Source organism: Candidatus Jettenia sp. AMX1 (assembly GCF_030263775.1).
Taxonomy (GTDB): Bacteria; Planctomycetota; Brocadiia; order Brocadiales; family Brocadiaceae; genus Jettenia; species Jettenia caeni.
Map to the genome: position 1 here is coordinate 1 of NZ_SZPP01000055.1, position 22,202 is coordinate 22,202.

Consider the following 22,202-nt stretch of genomic DNA (forward strand, 5'->3'; position numbering starts at 1 on the left):
TAGATGACATTTTCAGAATCCTCTGCATTTTATACACTTGCCTATTAGCCAAAGACTCAACTTTCTCCCTATTCTGTTCGGTTTCATCTATTGGATACTATAAAGGGGGAGAATTTTTATGGGTTGTCCAAAAAGTTCTAAAATGAACGTGTGTGCACAATAGGTAGGAGAGAATCCTGTATTCGCGCTTATGGACGTTGCACAGGCAAATACTTTTTAGACAGCCTCTGGACATAGAAAAAACGCACGGGTTTAACACAATATGCCATACCAGAAATTTATTGACAATGATATATGGTACGTACATACTAGTGCATATATCCGTGCATATTTCATAAAATTAGAGATGATACCCCGCAGGAAGACGGCAGGCACATAAGATGATTCTTATTGACACTTCAGCGTGGGTAATGCATTTCTAGAATGGCAATATCGGGCTTGAAACGCTGTTGCATGAATGCCGCGCTGTCTGTCATCCTTTCACCGTTGGTGAACTTGCTTGCGGTAATCTCAAAAACAGAGCCGAAAATACTTTCTCTTCTGCAGGCATTCCCTATGGCAATCCATGGAGAACATGAAGAAGTGATGAGATTTATAGAAGACCATAGGCTTATGGGGAAAGGGTTAGGGTATATTGACATTCATTTGATTGCCTCGGCTCTATTAACTGAGGTTTTGCTGTGGACAGTCGATAAGAGACTCAATGAGATTTCTTTAAAACTGGGGATAAACTTATTGATTAGTAGCCGGATAAGAACCATCACCGGTAATCGCAGAAGGCAGTCTTTTAGCTTTTATTGCTTGCTGGAATGGTTAAATTCGCCTGTAATTTATCAGCATCGGCTTGATATTGTAGATAAGATTAAGGCCTTGATGCCGGAGTATTATTCTCCAAAATCGTGCCTCTATCATTTTACTTCACCAGAAGATCTTATACTATCAAAACTTTTCTGGGCAAAAGAAAGTTTATCAGGAATGCAGATCAGGGATGTGAGGAATCTTTTAAAAACGATACACAATCTGGATATCAATTATACTGAGAAATGGGTAAGAGAATTAGGACTTGAAGAGGTATATAACGAGGTAAAGAAATGACTGATACAGATCTTCTCATCGAATCCCGTTTTTTAGAAATGATGATGAAAAAAAGTGGACAGGAGAGATTGAAAATGGGATTTTCCATGTTTGATATGGCACGGAAGCAGGTAATGGCATCAATAAAGATGGATAATCCGCAGAGTAGCCAAAAGGATATAAAGAGAGAATCTTTTCCTGTTGTTATGTATCATTGTACTGACAAACACTTTTTAAAATAAAGAAAATAGTGCTGGATAATTGTATATGTCTACTGAAAAAATAAAGCTTTGCCCAGAATGCGAATCAGAGTATTATGCGCATATTTCAGTATGCGCTGATTGCGGCGTTTCTCTGGTAATGCCGCAAGAGATCGAAAAAGAGAGAAATAAAAAATCAGACATTCCTGCACCTCTCCATGAGGAATTGGTTACCATCAGAGAAGAGGGGAAAGAAGGCATCCGGGAATTATCGGATTTACTTTCAAGAAACGGCATTTTTTGTAAAATTGTATTGGCCCCTGGTTGCAGTACGGGGAAGTGTGGATGCCGATATCTTCTTTTGATACCAAAAAAAGATGTGCCTGCCGCACACGGCTGTATTGAGGAGTTCTATACACAAAAGTACCCTGAAATCAAGACTTCCCAGGAATGGGAATCGCAGGGAAGATGCCCTGCTTGCGGTTACTGTGTAGGTCCCGACATGAGAGAATGTCCTGATTGCGGACTATTGTTCATTATTGAAATCTGATCCAGGAGGAGTACAAAGAATGGAGAAAAGATACCTATGAATAAACAAATGCCTATGACTATTGAATTAGAACCGGGTACGTATCAGTGGTGCTCGTGTGGAAATACGAAAAAAGAACCGTTCTGCGATGGCTCACACGAGGGAACGGATAAAGCGCCGTTTAATTTTAAAATTATACTGAAAAGAAAATACATAATTTGCAATTGTTACCTGACAAAAAATCCACCATTTTGTGATGGCATATGCCGCCGTGTCAAAATTGATACAGCGTGAAATGTAATAGGGTATTTTGCGTTTCAGGAGGAAAACATAATTGACAAATTCATGAAAACCATAGATAGCTTTATGAGAATCATGGTATATCCTCATTGCTCTCGGCAAGGCTGAAGCCTTGCCCTACACCAACTCCGTAGTTGTCCTCGTGGTTTTTCATAATCTCTATTGCCACACCCATTTCAACATTACCCGCTATATAAGATACCGTGCCTGTATGATCCGGACAGTAACAGAAACCACCGGGGATAGGCCACTCAATACAGGGACAGCGTGGATCAATCCTGGGGTCGAAATTGATGTAACACCAGGTCGGTTTTACTGTAGCCCCAAGACCTATACTATGCACAATGTGTTGAAAACTCTTCTCCGTGGTGTGGTCGTTTTTCTGCACATGCAATGATTCTGCGTATAGACAGGCAGCTACCGTAATTGTCAGACACAGGAGAATGCCTAAAAGGATGAGAGATCTTCTGCTCATTTTTAACTATAAATTTTATCAAAGGTACTACGCAGCGATTGGATGGATTTTTCTGCGGCTTCTAACCGTTTTCGTAAACCCAGAATTGCCTTTTCACTAACAAAGGCATTGCTGCCATAATTTAAGGCACCCACAACATGAAGGATATCGAGGGTACTGACAATACCAACGACACGTCCACCATCCTGGATAATAAGCCTATGGATTTTTTTATTATACATAATTTTTGCAAGGCGGTCTATCGTATCGGTGGCCTCTGCCGCAATAACATGGGGTGTCATGATGTCTTTTACCGTAGCTTTTCCAAAATCTTTCTCCTTAGCTGCCGTATCGAAGGCCTTTGTTTGTCTTCCATTGGTATCGGTATAAAACGATCTTTTGCTGCTGAGATCTTGTTTTTTCGTTTTTTCTTTTGTATATCCAAGAATATCAGTTTTTGACACAACCCCTATAGGATTTTCCTTTCTATCAACGACAGGCACCCCATTAACACGATAGTCGGTAAGGACTTTTATCAGATCACGGATAGACGTTTCCGGATAAACACATACTACCTTTGCTGTCATTAAATCTTTTGCCAAGAGTTTATATGTAGCCATAGTCATTTCCTCCTCAAATAAAAATGCCAGAGAGATGGCATTTCAGAGTAATGAAAAATAGATAAAATCACAGAATTTGCAGGCTCATAGAGTTTCATGTATAGGAATTTCGATTCTGTAGGGCAACCCTTTGGGGTTGCTATCCCGGTGCAGGTGTTCAGGCGGGGAACCAAGGCTAAAGCCTTGCCCTACATTTTACATACAATGTAATGCTTTTTACTTAAATCTATTATCTACTTTTTTACATACTCTTTGCAATAGGATATAGGTATTTTTAAATGATTTTTTATCATCTGGATGGTGGGAGAGATACTCATTCAGACATCGAAGTGCGTCCTCATAGTTCTTCTTCGCAAGGTAATTGTCCAAAAGCAGGATGACGGTACGATTATCATGAGGATTACACCGCAGCGCTTGCTGACAGTATTTCATGGATTCTTCATATTTCATATCGCTATTAGCATTGTAGGCCTTATACAGAAATAACTCTGAAATAAGTTCTTCATCCCTCATTATTTTCTTTTGGGGATGGTACTTATCTGCGTGCTTGACGATGCCGTCGCTATGAGTATGCTCAAAGTAGTATGTTTGTTCATGGGATATTAACACATTGTATATATGTCCAGGAATAAAGACATTTTTAATATCCACATCAAAGTGCCGGCAGAGAATGGTAAACTGTATTGCGTAAGAAAGGCAGTTTCCTACTTTAAGATTAAGAGTATCTCTGAAATTGTAGCAATCGTTGTATATCCCTTCGCAGGTATTTTCTCTTAACCAGTTAAATAGTATCTTTGCCTTTATGAGAGGATCGTTTTCTTTATGGATATCCGTTTCTTGATTAATACGGGAGATGAGAAGATCGATTTTTGCCAGATATCCTTGCATCTTCTTACTACTGTTCACACCAGAAGCAATAAGGCATGCCTGCTCAAATGGTATATCCAGCCGGCCATCTTCTATATCAGAGAGCAAAGATGTTTCCAGGTCGCCGGAATATTTTTTGCCAGCGTTTTGTACTGATTGGCAACCGGTAAGGCATAGTAATAGTATGATACAAAATCGTTTTATGAACAAGGAATGGCTCATCAGCTACCTTAACCTGGACTTTATCTCATCAAGTAATCTTTCCTGGGTAAATGGTTTTTCCAAAAATGTTAAATTTGGATCTATTTCAAATATGGTTTTGTATGAACGTGGTGAGAAACTGCTGGCGATAATGACAGGGATAGCAGCGCCTATAGGATTTGACTTTAACTGTTTCAGAAAGGTATCACCCGTCATTTGGTCAAGGAGTAAATCCAAAATGATAAGGTCTGGCTTATCTTCCTTTATCTTTTCAAATGCTTGTTTTCCATCGAGGGCTCTCGTGATGGTATAATCGGTGCCTTCAAGCATCATCGTATAAAAAAAGAAAAATTCATTCTCATCCTCTATGATGAGTATTTTTTTACTCACATTGAACTCCGTTTTGCTTATGATCCATTTTCTTTGGGAATTTCAATTATCTTATAATTCCCGGAGAAAAGAATTGAAGTAAGGATAAAAGGGACGTAAGATGATTTTAATGAGTGGTAAATAACCCGAACCGTAAAAGTTTAAGAATAACATCTCCTGTCCTGGTCAAAAGGATACCATCAAATGAATGCATAAAGCAAGAGATTTTCAGGTTACTCCATAAACAGGTTTCCTTTTTTATTTCTCCGGTAAATTGTATCATGAAAGGGTTATTGGCAGGGGGAAGAAAGGCGTAACACTATGAGGATTGGAATACATCGTTCAGGAAATAAAGGTTATGAATTTACCGTCTGGGGCCCTTTTCTGAAAACGGTATCATTAAAAATGGTTTCTCCGTATCAGAAAAATATTCCCATGGAAAAGGACCAGAGAGGATACTGGAAGGCAATGGTTGAAGAAGTGACTCAAAATATTTCTTATTATTACCGCCTTGATGATGAAAGGGATAGACCCGATCCGGCTTCTCACTTTCAGCCGGAAGGGGTGCATGGTCCTTCTCAGGTTATTGATCATTCTTTTCACTGGCAGGATGAACACTGGCGTGGGATTGATCCCGTTGAGATGATACTGTATGAAGTCCATGTGGGAACATTTACACCAGAGGGAACCTTTGATGCAGTAATCCAGCGCCTTGATGATCTGCGGGATCTGGGGGTAAATGCCCTGGAAATAATGCCAATCGCACAGTTTCCTGGTGAAAGAAATTGGGGATATGATGGGGTTTATCCCTATGCAGTCCAGAACTCATACGGAGGCCCGGAAGGACTTAAACGGCTTGTGAATGAGTGCCATAAAAAAGGAATCTCAGTTGTCCTTGATGTTGTTTACAATCACATGGGGCCTGAGGGGAATTATCTCAGGGAATACGGTCCTTACTTTACCGATAAGTATAAAACGCCCTGGGGAGATGCAATAAATTTTGATGATGCATATTCTTATGAGGTAAGAAATTTTTTTATAGAAAATGCCCTTCACTGGTTCAGACATTATCACATAGATGCCCTTCGTCTGGATGCAGTTCATGCTATTTTCGACAGAGAAGCGAAGCACTTTCTTCACGAGCTTTCAGAAAGGGTTGAAGGATTCTCGCTCCAGGCGGGAAGAAGATTCTATCTTATAGCGGAAAGTGATCTGAACGATTCCCGTGTTGTAGTGTCAAGGGAACTTGGGGGACACGGTATGGACGGAGTGTGGTGTGATGATTTTCATCACTCACTCCACACCCTTCTTACGGGAGAAAACCAGGGCTATTACCTCGATTTTGGGAAGATTGAGCACCTTGTAAAATCTATAAGGGAGGGGTTCGTCTATTCAGGAGAATATTCGGAGTTCAGGAAGAGGAATCACGGTAATTCATCAAAGAATGTGCCTGCAACGCGCATAGCAGTCTTCTCGCAAAACCATGATCAGATAGGGAACAGGATGCTTGGTGAAAGGCTCAGTGCCCTTGTGCCGTATGAGGCTCTTAAACTTGCGGCGGGAATGGTTCTTCTTTCACCGTATATTCCCCTTCTCTTTATGGGCGAAGAATATGGAGAGAGTTCACCATTCCTTTACTTTGTAAGCCATTGCGACCCTGCCCTTGTTGAAGCGGTGAGGAAAGGGAGGAAAGAGGAATTCGGTGATTTCAAGTGGAAGGAAGAACCGCCCGATCCGCAAAGCAGAGAGACCTTTCTGAAATCAAAACTGCATTGGGAAAAGAGAACCGAAGGCAGTGGGAAGGTTTTATTGGACTTTTATAAGTATGTAATAATGTTACGGAGGACAGTTCCGGCTCTTTCATATCTTGATAAAAAAAATCTTGCTGTGGATGGTGTTGAAGAGGATAAGATTATCTTTATGCGGAGATGGAAAGATTCAAGTCATGTATTTCTCATCTTCAATTTTAACAGCATTGATGTAAAGTTTACATCCGTATTTCCCAAAGGAATATGGATTAAGATACTGGATTCTTCAGAAAAGATGTGGAACGGGCCTGGTTCATTGCTCACAAAAGAACTCAATCCTGAGCAGGAAATAATTATAAAGGGGCATAGTTTGGTTCTGTATAGAAACGAAAATCTCTGATAATGAATTTATGGCAAAAAGCATCTGTTTTTCGAAAATGTATGAACGAAAATGCTCTTTACTGTTTGACTGATAGGCCCGAAGGGCTGGAAGTGTATAGACAGGGATGAAGTTCCTGAAAAAAGCAATACTACAACGACAGCCCCAAAGGGGCGAAGGAAAAGGAGTATGCTATCAAGAGAATAATCTTCTTCTACCCTTTCGGGGCTAGTTTGATTGTATAGGAATTTTCATTTTATTTAAATAGGGTGTGGTAACTCCTACACTGTCAATAGAATTCATGATAATAGGGCTGTGTCATTGCGAGGGTATTGTCCGAAGCAATCCCTTGAATATTTCAAAAGAGATTGCTTCGGGAAAATACCCCCTCGCAATGACAAATACAAGAGAGTCTGTTATTATAAATTAAGTTGACAGTGTAGTAGGGCGGATTAAGCGATAGCGAATCCGCCTTTTCTGGAAATAGTAATGGTGGATTCGGCGTAAAAACTAACGCCTTAATCCACCCTTATATGTTATGGTGTATAGGAATTTCAAAGCGATTCTGTAGTGGCAAGGCGCGCCTTGCCACTCCTGTTATAAAAGTTGCTGAAGGCCTAATTTAGCGTTAAGGAATTTCAATTCTGTAGGGCAACCTTTAGGGTTGCCTGGCAAGGCTAAACAGGCTGGCCGAGAATACTTTCACACGACAAATCCTATACTATATGTTGACAAAATATTAGCACGGCAACAATAATTAGTATGGCATTTGTGAGTCAATTGAATTCTCGAACAGCCTGTAAAGCCTCGCCCTACATTATGATCTATGTAACTACAGAGTGAGAGAACAATGGCCAGGAGTGTTTCTCTTTAAGTTACTTATACAGGGTAAATCCTTATGCAAACTGATGGAAGAAGAAGAGTTATTATTGAAAATATAAAACCAGAGATAGCATGCGGCCGCTTTTCTGTTAAGAGAATTATTGGGGAAAAGGTAGTTGTTACAGCGGATGTTTTTTCTGATGGCCACGATGCTGTATGGGCAAATGTTTTATACCGGGGGCCTGAAGATAATGCATGGAGAGATATTCCCATGCAGTTTAAGGAAAATGACCGGTGGGAAGGGAATTTTGTTGTTGAAAAGATAGGAATGTATTTCTATACCGTTGAAGGCGGTATTGATTATTTCAAAACCTGGCAGAATGATCTTAAAAAGAAATTTGATGCTCATCAGGATATAAAAATTGATATTTCCTCAGGGATACAATATATTGAAGAGGCATCAAAAAGAGCTTCAGAAGATGATAAAAAAAAGCTATGGGGATATATTGATTTTTTAGAAAGAGAAGAAAACAGAGAAAAGATCGTCTCCGTTATCCTGACCAAAGAACTTACCGGCCTGATGCATACCTATAAGGACAGGAGATTTGTTACAAACTATAGAAATGTGTTGACGATTGTGGTCGACAGATCAAAAGCCCTTTTTAGTACCTGGTATGAACGATTCCCAAGATCATGTTCTTCAGAACCTAATACCCATGGAACGTTGAAAGATTGTGAAACCATTCTGCCGGAAATAGCCGAAATGGGATTTGATGTCTTCTATTTGCCGCCTGTTCATCCGATAGGAAAAACAAATCGCAAAGGTAAGAATAATTCCACGATAACTGATGTTAACGACGTAGGAAGCCCGTGGGCAATAGGATCTCATGAAGGCGGCCATAAATCTATTCATCCACAGCTTGGAACTATCGAAGATTTTGAGCGTTTGATACAGAAAGCTAAAGATCATGGTATAGAAATTGCTATGGATTTAGCATTCCAATGTTCACCCGATCATCCTTATGTTAAGGAGCATCCGGAGTGGTTCAAATGGCGGCCTGATGGTTCAGTACAGCATGCTGAGAACCCACCGAAGAAATACGAGGATGTATTGCCTTTAAACTTTGAGACGGAGCATTGGTTCCCGTTATGGGAGGAGTTGAGGAGTATTGTGATTTTCTGGATAGAAAAAGGTATCTCCATATTCAGGGTTGATAATCCCCATACGAAACCGTTTGCTTTTTGGGAGTGGCTGATAAAAGAGATAAAGAACAGGCACCCTCATGTTTTATTCCTTTCCGAAGCATTTACAAGGCCAAAGGTTATGTATTATCTTGCCAAACTTGGATTTACACAATCTTACACCTACTTTACCTGGAGGAATACAAAGAAAGAACTTATCCAATACAGTACCGAACTTACCCAAACAGAGGTCAGAGAGTATTTCAGGCCTAACTTCTGGCCTAATACGCCCGATATTCTGCCTGAATACCTCCAGTATGGAGGCACGCCGGCTTTTATGATACGACTTGTTCTTGCTGCAACGTTATCATCAAGCTACGGCATTTTTGGTCCCGCTTTTGATCTCTGTGTTCATGAGGCAATTCCCGGAAAGGAAGAGTACCTTAACTCAGAGAAATATGAGATACGATACTGGTATTGGGATAAACCAGGGAATCTTAAAGATTTTATTGCACGGGTTAATCGTATACGGAGGGGAAATTCTGCGCTTCAGACCATCTCAAATTTACAGTTTTGTGAAACAGACAATGATTACCTCCTCTCGTATGAGAAGGCAACAGAAGACCTTTCCAACATACTTCTGATAGTGGTAAATCTTGATGCTTATCACACACAGTCTGGATTTGTAAGGGTTCCTATAGACAAGTTTGGCATAGAGAAGAGCCAGCCGTACCTGGTGCATGATCTGTTGAGTGACGATACCTATATATGGCAGGGTGAAAAGAACTATGTAGAGCTTAATCCCGGCACTCTTCCTGTCCGTATATTCAAGATAAGAAAGAGATTAAGAAAAGAGATTGACTTTGATTATTTCATGTGAGGTGACTCGTTGATGAATCAGAAAGAAATATATTTCGAAGACGATCCCTTTTGGTACAAAGATGCCATCATATATGAGCTTCATATAAAAGCCTTTTACGACTCCAATAGTGATGGAATCGGGGACTTTAGAGGTCTTACGGAAAAGTTGGATTACCTGGAAAATCTTGGTATAACCGCTCTATGGCTTCTTCCCTTTTATCCGTCTCCCCTTAAGGATGATGGGTATGATATAGCAAATTACTTCGGCGTTCATCCTGACTATGGTTTATTAAGAGAATTTAAGGAATTTATCAAAGAAGCCCACCGGCGAGGCATAAGGGTTATTACAGAACTTGTCCTCAACCATACCTCAGAACAGCACTCATGGTTTCAAATGGCGAGGAAGGCGAAACAGAGTTCGACACTGTGGAATTTTTACGTTTGGAACGATACCTCAGAAAAATATAACGATGCAAGGATAATATTCAAGGATTTTGAACACTCGAATTGGGCATGGGATCCGGTGGCGAAAGCTTACTATTGGCATCGCTTTTATTCACATCAGCCTGATTTAAATTATGATAACCCTCATGTGCAGAAAAAAATGCTCAGGGTTATTGATTACTGGTTGGATATGGGTGTTGACGGATTGCGTTTAGATGCCGTTCCTTATCTTTTTGAAAGAGAGGGAACCAATTGTGAAAATTTGCCGGAAACTCATCAATTTCTGAAAAAGCTCAGGGCACATGTTGACAGTAATTTCAAAAATAAAATGCTCCTTGCTGAAGCAAACCAGTGGCCGGAGGACGCTGTGGCCTACTTTGGAAATGGGGACGAGTGCCATATGTCTTTTCATTTTCCTCTGATGCCCAGGCAGTTTATGGCCCTCTGGATGGAAGACAGATTTCCCTTAATTGACATCCTCGAACAGACGCCATCAATACCAGAAATGTGCCAATGGGCGCTCTTTTTAAGAAATCACGATGAACTTACCCTTGAGATGGTAAGTGATGAAGAAAGAGATTATATGTACAGGGTGTATGCAAGAGATCCGATTGCAAGGATAAACCTCGGTATTCGGCGCCGTCTTGCTCCACTGCTCGGAAACAACAGAAGGAAGATGGAGCTTATGAATATTCTTTTGTTTTCCCTTCCCGGAACTCCTATTATTTACTATGGAGATGAGATCGGAATGGGAGATAACTACCATCTTGGTGACAGGAATGGTGTAAGAACGCCCATGCAGTGGAATATAGACAGAAATGCCGGTTTTTCGAGAGCAAATCCTCAAAAACTGTATCTGCCGATCATTATGGACCCGGAGTATCACTACGAGGCTGTCAATGTAGAGAGTCAGGAGAAGAATCAAGCATCTTTTCTCTGGTGGATGAAAAGAGTTATTGCCATGCGGAAGCGTTTTAAGGCATTTGGAAGGGGAAATATTGAGTTCTTATTTCCCGATAATCCAAAAGTATTTGCATTTCTGCGCCGATATCAGGAGGAGAATATCCTTGTGGTAGTAAATCTCTCACGGTTTTCTCAGTTGGTAGAACTTGATTTATCGAAATTTTCGGGGTATTTCCTTAAAGATGCATTCAGTGGCAATAAATTTCCTAAAATAAAGGATTCTCCCTATATCCTTACCCTTGGCCGTCATGACTATTACTGGTTTGTGGTGCAAAAAGAAGAAGAAGGCGTGAAGTTTAAAAAGATCCGGACTATTCCGGAGTTACAGGTAAGCGGAAGCTGGGAAACGGTCTTTAAAGGAAAGACAAAAGAAAAGTTACAAGGAGAGTGTTTGTCTTCTTATCTGGCGGGATGCCGATGGTTTGGTGGTAAATCAGAAGAGATACAGGAGATTAAAATTATCGAGGATATTCCGATTCGGGAAAATACCTATGCTACACAGATTCTCTTGCTTGAAGTGAGATATACCGCACGGTTATCTGATACCTATCTTTTACCACTTTCTTTTTCATCCGGAGACAAGGCAGAAAGCATTGTCGTGGAAAATTTTTCTGCAGTAGTCGCTCACATTAAAGGTGAAAATTTTGAAGGAATTATCTACGATAGTATCTATGATGAAGAGTTCCGGAAACATCTTCTTTGGATATTTGCAAGAAGACTTACTATTCGCGGACTTCAGGGACAGCTTATCGGCTATACCGGAAAGGCCTTTAAAAAGTACAAACTCAAAGAGCTCTTTTTAGAAAAACCCCAGGTTCTTAAAGCAGAACAGAGTAATTCATCTCTTCTTTACGGTAAGTCGCTCTTTTTAAAACTTTACCGGCGACTTGATGAAGGCATAAACCCCGAACTGGAAATTGGAAAGTTCCTTACCGAGAAGGTTCCTTTTACCCATGTCCCGCCATTCGCAGGGGCAATAGAGTATAGAAGACAAGGTTCCGAGCCAATGGTTATTGGCATGCTTCAGGCATTTGTCCCTCACGAGGGAGATGCATGGACATACACGCTTGATTGGGTGGAAAGATATTTTGACAAGGTTCTTGCGAAAAGGACTGAAATTCAGGAAATACCAAAAGTGCCAATGTCTTTTTTAGAGATTGCTTTCCAACAAATACCAGTACCTCTTCAGGAATTGATGGAAGGTGTGAACCTTCAGATGATATCACTTCTGGGAAAAAGAACCGCTGAGCTTCACGTATCGCTTTCTTCTGAGAGAGAAGATCCGGATTTTACGCCCGAACCCTTTTCAGTCCTTTATCAACGATCTCTTTATCAATCCATGCAGGCCCTTACAAAAAGAGTTTTTGGGCTTCTGAGAAGAAATATAAAGAATTTGCCAGACTATATAAAAGTGTCTGCCAATGAGATGTTAAATTCCGAAAAAAAGATAATGGAACGCTTCGGCGCCCTCTTAAAAATCAAAATGCCAGCAATGAAAATAAGAGTTCATGGTGATTATCATTTGGGGCAAGTTCTCTATACAGGAAATGATTTTATTATCATTGATTTTGAAGGAGAACCCGAAAGGCCTTTAAGTGAAAGAAGATTAAAGAAATCGTCATTAGTAGACGTTGCTGGTATGATACGGTCCTTTCATTACGCAACGCATAGCGCCCTTATGAAACACTCATCCATAAGGCGGGAAGACATCCCTGTGCTGGAGCCCTGGGCGGATTTGTGGTACCGGTATGTCGGAGGCGCTTTTTTAAAATCATATTACGATACTGTAGAAAATACCTCTTTTATCCCAAAGGATAAAGAAGTGTTTGGTGTCTTGCTCAGAGCCTTCCTTTTAGAGAAGGCAGTGTATGAACTCGGATATGAATTAAATAACCGCCCTGAATGGGTAATCATTCCCCTGAGAGGAATAAAACATCTGCTGGAGATACAATAATGCCGGATAAAAAACAAAATGAAGCAGGCGTATATAATGCAAGTCTCCTTACCGATCACGATATCTATCTCTTCAAAGAAGGAAGTCATTTTAAGCTGTATGATAAATTAGGCTCTCATAGTACCGTTGTAGATGGGATTAAGGGCACTTATTTCGCTGTATGGGCTCCAAATGCGCAAAAGGTTTTGGTTATAGGAGATTTTAATCAATGGAATAAGGAGACCCATCCTTTAAAGGTGCGGGCTGATGGCTCTGGTATATGGGAGGGATTCATCCCGGGTATTGGGAATGGAAGCGCTTATAAATACCATATCATCTCCCGGTATAATAATTATAAGGTGGATAAAGGCGACCCCTATGCCTTTCGATGGGAAGTTTCTCCCAAAACCGCTTCGTTGGTATGGGATTTGAATTATGAATGGGGCGACAATGATTGGATGAAAACAAGGAATACACGCAATGCCCTCGATGCACCCTTTGCTGTATATGAAGTCCATTTCGGTTCATGGAGAAGGGTGCCTGAAGAAGGAAACAGATTCCTCACCTACAGAGAGATGGCGCATTACCTTGCCGATTATGTAAAAGAGATGGGTTTTACCCATGTTGAATTTTTACCGATTATGGAACATCCCTTTTATGGGTCCTGGGGATACCAGACGGTTGGGTATTTTGCGCCTACAAGCAGGTATGGAACCCCTCAGGATTTTATGTATTTGATCGATCATCTTCATCAGAACGGGATAGGTATTATTCTTGACTGGGTGCCTTCTCATTTTCCAAGCGATGAACACGGACTTGTCTACTTTGACGGCACATATCTTTATGAGCATTCAGACCCCAAGAAGGGATTTCATCCCGAATGGAATAGTTATATTTTTAATCACGGAAGGTACGAGGTGCAGTCTTTCCTTATTAGCAGCGCCCTCCTCTGGCTTGATAAATACCATATTGACGGTCTCAGGGTAGATGCCGTGGCCTCAATGCTCTATCTTGATTATGCAAGAAGAGACGGTGAATGGATACCAAACAAGTACGGAGGAAAGGAGAATCTTGAGGCAATAACCTTCATAAAGAAATTTAACGAGGCGGTCTACAAAGCCCATCCCGATACCCAGACGATAGCAGAAGAATCAACGGCATGGCCTATGGTATCAAAACCCACCTATATTGGCGGTCTTGGATTTGGCATGAAATGGAATATGGGATGGATGCACGATACCCTCAAATATACCTCAAAAGACCCTATTTACCGGAAGTATTATCACGACCAGCTTACCTTTAGTATATGGTATGCCTTTGCGGAGAATTTTGTTCTTCCTTTATCACATGATGAAGTGGTTTATGGGAAAGGCGCTCTTATAGGAAAGATGCCAGGCGATGAATGGCAAAAGTCTGCAAATCTTAAGCTCTTATTCGGATATATGTATGGACATCCCGGCAAGAAACTCCTTTTTATGGGGGGAGAATTTGCTCAATGGAAGGAATGGAATCATGAGGAAAGTTTGGAATGGCATGCGCTCCAATATCCTTCTCATCAGGAGGTACAAAGGTGGGTTAAAGACCTGAACGCCTTTTACCGGAGTGAACCGGCAATGCATGCATTGGATTTTGATATCCATGGATTTGAATGGATAGATTTTCATGATTGGGAGCATAGCAATGTAAGTTTTATAAGAAAGGGCAGGAATGCGGATGATATTGTCCTCGTTGTCTGTAATTTTACCCCGGTTCCCTGGTACAATTACCGGATTGGAGTTCCCCGGGGAGGTTTCTGGAAAGAGGCGATAAACAGCGATGCAAAGATATATGGAGGTAGTGGGCATGGAAATTTTGGGGGTGTTGAAGCTGCCCCCATACCTGCACACGGAAGATACCATTCCCTTTCTCTCACTTTGCCGCCTTTAGGTATTGTTTTCTTTAAAAGCGAAGGCGAGGAGAAACGCAGGTAATTACTCAATATTACCATGAGTTGTTAATCCCCCTTAGTCCCCCCTTCTACTCATTATAGAATTACAAGTAGGGTGGATTAAGCGGAGCGAATCCACCATAGCATCTTATAAGGAGCGAATCAGACCGTGGACAGATATATTTGTGTGCATGGACATTTTTATCAACCACCAAGAGAAAACCCGTGGCTTGAGGCCATAGAGATACAGGACTCAGCGTATCCCTATCATGATTGGAATGAAAGGGTAAATGCGGAGTGCTATGCCCCTAATACCGCATCACGGGTAAGGGATGGAGACGGGCGTATACTCGATATTGTCAACAACTATGCCAAAATAAGTTTTAACTTTGGTCCAACGGTTCTCTCATGGATGAAGGCATATTCCCCGGAAATTTATCAGGCCATACTGGATGCCGATCGTCTGAGCATGGAGTATCGTTCCGGTCATGGAAATGCGCTTGCGCAGGCATACAATCACGTAATAATGCCTCTTGCTAACAGCCGCGACAAGCGTACCCAGATTATATGGGGAATAAAAGACTTTGAGCACAGGTTCAATCGATTCCCTGAAGGGATGTGGCTTCCGGAGACAGCGGTGAATATGGAAACCCTTGAGCTTCTTGCTGAATTTGGAATAAAATTTACTATCCTTACGCCTCATCAGGCGGCAAGAGTGAAGAATGATACAGAAAAATGGGAAGATGTCAGCGGGGGAAGGATTGATCCAACCATGGCTTATCGTTGCAGATTGCTGTCAGGCAGTATAATAAATATCTTTTTTTACGATGGTCCCATATCGCATGCCGTAGCTTTTGAAAAACTCCTGCACAGGGGAGAAAATTTTGCAATCCGGCTTTTAGGCGGTTTTTCTGATCTCAGACAATGGCCTCAGATATTAAATATTGCTACGGATGGGGAGACGTACGGGCATCATCATAGGTTTGGCGAAATGGCCCTTGCATTTGCCCTGAATTATATAGAGACAAAAAATTTAGCAAAATTAACCAATTACGGCGAATATCTCGAAAAATATCCACCGACTCATGAGGTAGAAATCATTGAAAATACCTCATGGAGTTGTGCTCGCGGAATAGAACGATGGAGAAGCAACTGTGGTTGTAATTCCGGAGGGCATCCCGGATGGAGCCAGGAATGGCGGGCGCCACTGCGCGATTCTATGGATTGGCTGAGAGGACAGTTAGAGTTACGCTATGAGAATAGCGGAAAGGAATATTTGACCAGCCCATGGGAAGCCAGGAATGAATATATCGAGGTTATTCTTAACCGTTCTGAGAAAAACAGGAACAGATTTTTTGAAAGACATGCTGTAAGAAATCTCAATGATGATGAAAAGATACTGGTGCTTAAACTCCTTGAGATCCAGAGGCATGGGATGTTGATGTACACAAGCTGTGGATGGTTTTTTGATGAAATTTCAGGTATCGAAACCATACAAGTCATCCAGTATGCAGGCAGGGCCATCCAATTATCGGATGATATATTTCATGACGGCCTTAAAAATACCTTTTTAGAAAAACTTGCTGCAGCAAAGAGCAACATACCAGAATATAAGGATGGAGCGTACCTGTATGAGAAATTTGTTGAGCCAGTCGTAATAGACCTCAAGAAAGTCGGTGTGCATTATGCCATCAGTTCGCTTTTTGAGGACTATCCTGAAAGCACGAGGATTTATTGTTATACGGTTACCAAAGGAGATTATAAGAAGATACAAGCAGGCAGGTTTAAACTTGCCGTTGGTTGTATTCGTCTTATATCAGAGATAACGGGAGAAGGGGAATATATAACGTTCGGTGTTATACACCTTGGTGATCATGTTTTTCATGGGGGCGGACACACCTTTGCTGGAGATGAGGCGTATCAATACATGAAGGAAGAAATAATCGCAGCATTTGAGAGAGGGGCTTTTGCAAATATCATAAGGCTGATGGATAAATATTTTGGCATGCATAATTACTCCCTCAGAGAGTTATTCAAAGATGGCCAGCGTAAAATCCTGAACCTTATCATGAGCGCGACATTAGAAGAGTTTGAAACATCCTATCGTACGATGTATGAGAACAACAGTATTCTTATGGGGTTTTTAAAAGACACCGGAATGCCTGTGCCAGGGGTGTTTTATACGGCTGCAGAATTTACCCTTAACCATGATCTGAAAAAGGCGTTTGAGGAAGGACTGGATGCCGATAAGATACGGGGCATTGTTCATGAAATAAAGCGATGGAATGTTACGGTAGATTCTTCTGCCCTTGAATTCATAGTTCGTCGCAAAATTGAAAAGTTAATGGATGAATTGTATAAGAATATACCGGATATATCCTTACTTCGGAAGATGGAGAAAAAGCTGCAGATACTTAGCTTGCTGCCCTTTGAGGTAAACCTCTGGTATGTACAGAATATTTATTACAAAATGGCAAAAACAATCTACAAAGATTTCCTTCTCAGGACAAAATTTGATGAGAGAGATAAATCCTGCTGGGTGGAGGAGTTTAAGAAGATTGGAAGAATCTTGTCTTTTAATACCGATATCGTGTTGCCGAAAGACTAGCGAGGCGAAGCCTCATAAGGTAAAGGTGAATTGTTGCTAGAAATTTTTAAGGTTTACGAGGAATAATGTATGGAAACAGAAGGATTTTCTGCAATAAGAATACCCAGTGCTACCTATAGACTCCAGTTCAATGTACACTTCAAATTTACGGATGCCAGAGACATTATCTCTTACCTTCACGATATCGGCATCAGTGATATATATGCATCTCCTTATTTTAAGGCAAAAGAGGGCAGTCTTCATGGCTATGATATTGTTGATCATAATACCCTGAATCCGGAAGTTGGCACCGAAGAGGAATACAACGGGATGATACAGGAACTCTGGAAATACGGGATGGGACAGATGCTTGACATCGTTCCAAATCATATGTGCATTGCCAGTAAGGAAAATATCTGGTGGATGGACATTCTTGAGAATGGCCCAAGTTCTCGCTATGCAGATTTTTTCGATATACGTTGGGAGCCAGTAAAGAGAGAATTAAAAAATAAGATACTTCTTCCTGTTTTAGGCGACCAGTATGGAAAGATTCTTGAGGAACAGGAATTAAAACTCGTCTTTGAGACAGGCGCCTTCTTTATTTATTATTACGATCATAAGCTTCCGGTAATGCCGAATACCTATAGAGAGATAGTGCAATACCGCATCAATGATCTGAAAGAACAGCTCTCTTCTGAAAATCCCCATTTTGTTGAACTCTTAAGTATTATTACTGCACTGAATCACCTGCCTCTTTATACCGAAAAGAACCCGGAAAAGATTGCTGAAAAGTACCGTGAAAAGGAGATTATCAAGAGGCGTCTCTGGAGTCTCTATAGCGAAAGTCCTGAGGTTAAGGGATTTTTGGATGAAAATGTGAGGTTGTTTAATGGGACTAAAGGTGAACCGAAAAGTTTTGATCTCCTCGATGATCTTCTGAATAAACAGGTATACAGACTCTCGCATTGGAGTGTAGCTACTGATGAGATAAATTACAGGAGATTTTTTGACATTAATGACCTCGCAGCAATCAAGGTAGAAAATCCTGCTGTCTTTAGGGAAACGCATACATTAGTATTCAAACTCATAAAAGAAGGCAAGGTCACCGGCCTGAGGGTAGATCACCCCGATGGACTATACAATCCTTTATTATATTTTCAGATGTTGCAGAGGCGTTGTTTTCTTTACACGAAGCTCGGCTCTATGAAAAATGTTGAAGAAACCCCTGATGCAGAGGCAACCATTTTAAAACAGTATGATGAACTGTTGTTATCGAATCCACAGGCAAAGCCCTTTTTTATTATTAGCGAGAAAATCCTTATTAAAGGGGAAAAGATGCCTGAAGATTGGCCTGTTTTTAGCACAACAGGCTATGTTTTTTTAATATCCCTCAATGGTATTTTTGTTGAAACAGCGAATGCAAAGGCATTCGATACCCTCTACTCCAGAATCATGAAATCAAAAGGCAACTTTCAGGATATTGTGTATGAGAAGAAGAAGTTCATCATGGAGGTGTTTATGTCCAGCGAAGTAAATACCCTGGGCCATTTTCTGGATGAGATATCAGAAAAGAACAGACATACCCGGGATTTTACCTTAAATAGTCTTACCAGTATTATAAAAGAAACGATTGCTTTTTTCCCTGTATACAGAACCTATATAACGACACCGGAGGTAACTGAGAGAGATACCCGGTATATAGAGCTTGCGATAGCAAAGGCAAAGAGAAAGAATCCGATTATTAACGAATCGATCTATGATTTTCTTAAAGAAATTCTTATGCTCAAATATTTTAAAAATCTTGATAACGATGCTAAAAGGGAATGGGTTGATTTTGTAATGAGGTTTCAGCAGATTACAGGACCTGTTATGGCAAAAGGGCTTGAGGATACTGCGCTGTATGTTTATAATCGCCTTGTCTCCCTTAACGAGGTGGGCGGAAGTCCTGACAGATTTGGCACACCTTTAGAGACCTTTCACGGGCAGAATATAGAGACAAGTAAGCTCTGGCCCAATGCCCTTATTGCTACCTCTACGCACGATTCGAAGCGCAGTGAAGATGTAAGGGGAAGGATTAATGTCCTTTCAGAGATTCCTGATGAATGGAGGGAGTGCTTGATGCGATGGAGGCGGCTCAATAAAAAAAAGATGGTTATTTCCGAAATACAAATGGCGCCGGATTCGAATGAGGAATACCTTCTGTATCAAACCCTTCTTGGCGCATGGCCTGTTGAGCACATGAATACGTCCGAATACGGGATATTTATGAAACGGATTAAAGATTATACTTTAAAGGCATTACGGGAGGCAAAGGTCAATACAAGCTGGAAGAGTCCCAACGTAACGTATGAGAATGCCGTAATGGATTTTGTAGAAGCTATTCTGAAGGATGTTCGTGGTAATCTTTTTCTTAAAGATTTTCAACTATTTCAGAAGAGGATTTCCCATTACGGTATGTACAATTCCCTCTCACAAACGCTGCTGAAGATGACTTCCCCCGGTATTCCTGACTTTTATAATGGTACTGAAATATGGGATTTTAGTCTTGTTGACCCCGACAATCGAAGACCCGTTGATTATAGGGTAAGGATGAAAATACTCGAGGAATTGAAAAAGCAAGAATCAGAAATTTCTTTAGAGAAACTTGCAAGAGAATTAACGGTGAAGAGAGAAAATGGAAAAATAAAACTGTATGTAATATATAAAGCTTTAAACTACCGGAAAGAGCAGAGAGAACTATTTGAAAGAGGAGAATACATTCCGCTGACAGTAACAGGAGGGAAGAGTTACAATATTTGTGCCTTCGCAAGACGGTTTGAATCCAAAAATATCATCACCATTGCCCCAAGATTTTTTACAAAACTTATTCCGCAAGTGGAGATGCTTCCACTTGGGAATGAGGTATGGAAGGATACTTGCATCGTAATACCCTTTGCTGAAACCGGGACAAAATATCGTAATATCTTTACCGGGGAGATAGTGGCAGCAAAAGAACAACAGGGAACAGTCCTCCCGCTTTCTGAGGTTTTTACCAATTTTCCCGTGGCGCTCATGGAAGGGGTATAGCTTTGTACTCTTGGCACGAAAATACTCCTCACTCAGACATTCTCCTATAAGGGGCGAGAGAACTTTGGGGCTGTCGAAAAATTCCTGAAAACTACTGCATACCAAATCAGGCCTTCGGCTACTTTTATCTTTTATGCAAGATGTAGGGCAAGGCTTTACACGCTGTCCGAGAATGCTTGCACACGACAAATCCTATACTATATGTTGACAAAATATTAGCACGACAACAATATTTAGTCTGGCATTTGTGGGTCGATTGAATTCTCGGACCGCTTGTTTAGCCTTGCCAGGCAATCCTAAAGGGTTGCCCCTACGGAATGGAAATTTCTCAATGTTAAACGCAGAGATACAAGATACACAATGTTGCAATGGTAGAGACGCAAGATATTGCGTCTCTCCTTTATCAAATCCCGTAGGGATGTCATGATTATAGAAAAAGCAGAAAAAAGGCCTTCAACCCAATACTGTTCGGCACGGTGTTTGAGAAGTGATCAAGAGGTATAAATAAGAGAGTAGTTTTTCTGAGAAGGAGCAGGGAAAAGCAAGGGTGAGTCAGTGCTGGGAATGCCGTTGAAAAATGAAGACATACCTTTCCCCTGAGAGGACAATGGCGATACTGTTTCCTCTGTGGCTATGGTTGTTTTTGTTCTTTGGATTTCAGTTGTTCGATATGTTCTATGAGTTCCTCCAGGGTAGCCCAACCCTGAAAGTACAGACATATCATTTCGAAGGTGCGTTTGGTCGGCTTGCGGCCTGTCCATAATCGGATCAGCAGACTGGCAATCAAAGCACAATAGACTTGAAGGGTAACCCCATTTTCTGAGTGTGCCAGGAGATGTTTACATCCTAAAACGCATTTAAACCATCGGAAGAAGAGCTCGATCTGCCAGCGATACCGATACATGAGCATGATAAGTTCTGCCGGTAAATCCATACGGTCAGTAACGATAAGCAAGGTTTTTCTAACGGATGGAGTCCTGCATGTTTTCTTGCTGGAGGGACGAGTGGTACGTGGGAGACCTGAAGGTGTCCGTTCATCATGATAGCGAAGCTGTATAATTCTGACAGGTCTTGAGAGTTTATTGTGCGTGCTTGTACTTCCCAGCCAAACGACCCTGTCAAATTCAATTCCGGCTTTGCGGTCAGTTTCACTCAGGGCACGTTCCTGGATAAGCTCATAGGAGGCATTATTATGGAGTCGCACAATAAAGGAACTGGACTGTTGGAGAATCGTGTTCAGGAAATGATACTTTCTGTATCCGGCATCCAGGCAGTACAGTTTGCCCGGCGATAACAGGGACTCAAGCTGAGCGATTTCGCTCGTATTGGCATCGGTAACGCGAGCTTCGAGAGGAATACCTTTGAGGATGTCGAATTCCAGATGCATCTTCGCAGCACGGCGGTCTTCGTCCATCCACAATGCCCAGAGCATCTTGGGAAGTGCTTTTATCAGCGTGCCATCAACAGCGACGAGCGTCATGTCAAGGTCATGAAAACGATCTTGAAAGGGAAGGCGGTACGCATCATGTGCGAGTTCATTGATGAGGGGAGTCAAGAGCTGTGGGTCAAAGACATGACTAGCGTGACTTTACTAAAGTAAAGCCGAAGCAAAGTCATAAGATATTGACATATAAGGAGAAGATGAGCAATTTGAGTGTATACACTGATATATAGAG

At 41.3% G+C, this 22,202-nt stretch carries 14 protein-coding genes and 1 pseudogene; 10 read left to right on the plus strand and 5 right to left on the minus strand.

Annotated elements, in window-relative coordinates; translation table 11 throughout:
* The first annotated feature begins 423 nt into the window (after positions 1-423).
* Genes FBQ94_RS14770 through FBQ94_RS14785 form a run of 4 tightly spaced genes read left to right on the plus strand, consistent with a single transcriptional unit; the run spans position 424 to position 2,097 of the window.
* Positions 424-1,095 carry a DNA polymerase beta superfamily protein gene (locus FBQ94_RS14770; protein ID WP_285442221.1) on the plus strand — a complete coding sequence of 224 codons (672 nt, stop codon included), beginning with the start codon at positions 424-426 and terminating at the stop codon, positions 1,093-1,095.
* Positions 1,092-1,316 carry a hypothetical protein gene (locus FBQ94_RS14775; protein ID WP_007221989.1) on the plus strand — a complete coding sequence of 75 codons (225 nt, stop codon included), beginning with the start codon at positions 1,092-1,094 and terminating at the stop codon, positions 1,314-1,316. Before FBQ94_RS14770 ends, FBQ94_RS14775 begins: the two co-directional genes overlap by 4 nt.
* Positions 1,317-1,341: 25 nt before the next feature.
* Positions 1,342-1,824, plus strand: a complete 483-nt coding sequence (locus FBQ94_RS14780) for a hypothetical protein (RefSeq protein WP_007221990.1) — start codon at positions 1,342-1,344, stop codon at positions 1,822-1,824.
* A 30-nt stretch (positions 1,825-1,854) separates the two neighbouring features.
* A complete protein-coding gene (locus FBQ94_RS14785; protein ID WP_285442223.1) occupies positions 1,855-2,097 on the plus strand; it encodes a CDGSH iron-sulfur domain-containing protein in 243 nt (80 codons plus the stop codon).
* A gap of 79 nt (positions 2,098-2,176) precedes the next feature.
* On the opposite strand, the gene FBQ94_RS14790 is transcribed toward FBQ94_RS14785, so the two are convergent.
* From FBQ94_RS14790 to FBQ94_RS14805, 4 genes are all read right to left on the minus strand, one after another.
* The gene (locus FBQ94_RS14790; RefSeq protein WP_040543722.1) at positions 2,177-2,578 is read right to left on the minus strand and encodes a hypothetical protein; all 402 of its coding nucleotides are present in this window, start codon (positions 2,576-2,578) and stop codon (positions 2,177-2,179) included.
* Positions 2,579-2,580: 2 nt separating this feature from the next.
* Positions 2,581-3,177 carry a CBS domain-containing protein gene (locus tag FBQ94_RS14795; RefSeq protein ID WP_007221993.1) on the minus strand — a complete coding sequence of 199 codons (597 nt, stop codon included), beginning with the start codon at positions 3,175-3,177 and terminating at the stop codon, positions 2,581-2,583.
* Positions 3,178-3,393: 216 nt separating this feature from the next.
* Entirely contained in the window at positions 3,394-4,254 is an 861-nt protein-coding gene (locus FBQ94_RS14800) for a tetratricopeptide repeat protein (RefSeq protein ID WP_285442222.1), read from the minus strand.
* A gap of 15 nt (positions 4,255-4,269) precedes the next feature.
* The gene (locus FBQ94_RS14805) at positions 4,270-4,635 is read right to left on the minus strand and encodes a response regulator (RefSeq protein WP_007221996.1); all 366 of its coding nucleotides are present in this window, start codon (positions 4,633-4,635) and stop codon (positions 4,270-4,272) included.
* 300 nt (positions 4,636-4,935) lie between these two features.
* On the opposite strand from FBQ94_RS14805, the gene treZ reads away from it, so the two are divergent.
* The 6 genes from treZ to FBQ94_RS14835 all read left to right on the plus strand — a co-directional run bounded on the left by treZ (position 4,936) and on the right by FBQ94_RS14835 (position 20,526).
* A complete protein-coding gene (treZ, locus tag FBQ94_RS14810; protein ID WP_007221998.1) occupies positions 4,936-6,762 on the plus strand; it encodes a malto-oligosyltrehalose trehalohydrolase in 1,827 nt (608 codons plus the stop codon).
* 877 nt (positions 6,763-7,639) lie between these two features.
* A complete protein-coding gene (locus tag FBQ94_RS14815) occupies positions 7,640-9,625 on the plus strand; it encodes an alpha-1,4-glucan--maltose-1-phosphate maltosyltransferase (RefSeq protein WP_007221999.1) in 1,986 nt (661 codons plus the stop codon).
* 12 nt (positions 9,626-9,637) lie between these two features.
* Complete coding sequence (treS, locus tag FBQ94_RS14820) at positions 9,638-12,967, plus strand: maltose alpha-D-glucosyltransferase (RefSeq protein WP_007222000.1); 3,330 nt, start codon at positions 9,638-9,640, stop codon at positions 12,965-12,967.
* Positions 12,967-14,916, plus strand: a complete 1,950-nt coding sequence (glgB, locus tag FBQ94_RS14825; protein WP_007222001.1) for a 1,4-alpha-glucan branching protein GlgB — start codon at positions 12,967-12,969, stop codon at positions 14,914-14,916. Before treS ends, glgB begins: the two co-directional genes overlap by 1 nt.
* A 126-nt stretch (positions 14,917-15,042) precedes the next feature.
* Positions 15,043-17,481 carry a DUF3536 domain-containing protein gene (locus tag FBQ94_RS14830; protein WP_007222002.1) on the plus strand — a complete coding sequence of 813 codons (2,439 nt, stop codon included), beginning with the start codon at positions 15,043-15,045 and terminating at the stop codon, positions 17,479-17,481.
* A 69-nt stretch (positions 17,482-17,550) separates the two neighbouring features.
* Complete coding sequence (locus FBQ94_RS14835; protein WP_007222003.1) at positions 17,551-20,526, plus strand: malto-oligosyltrehalose synthase; 2,976 nt, start codon at positions 17,551-17,553, stop codon at positions 20,524-20,526.
* Positions 20,527-21,157: 631 nt separating this feature from the next.
* Here FBQ94_RS14835 and FBQ94_RS14840 read toward each other — a convergent pair.
* Positions 21,158-22,084: pseudogene (locus tag FBQ94_RS14840) on the minus strand (IS4 family transposase); the annotation flags it as partial.
* Between the last annotated feature and the right edge of the window lie 118 nt (positions 22,085-22,202).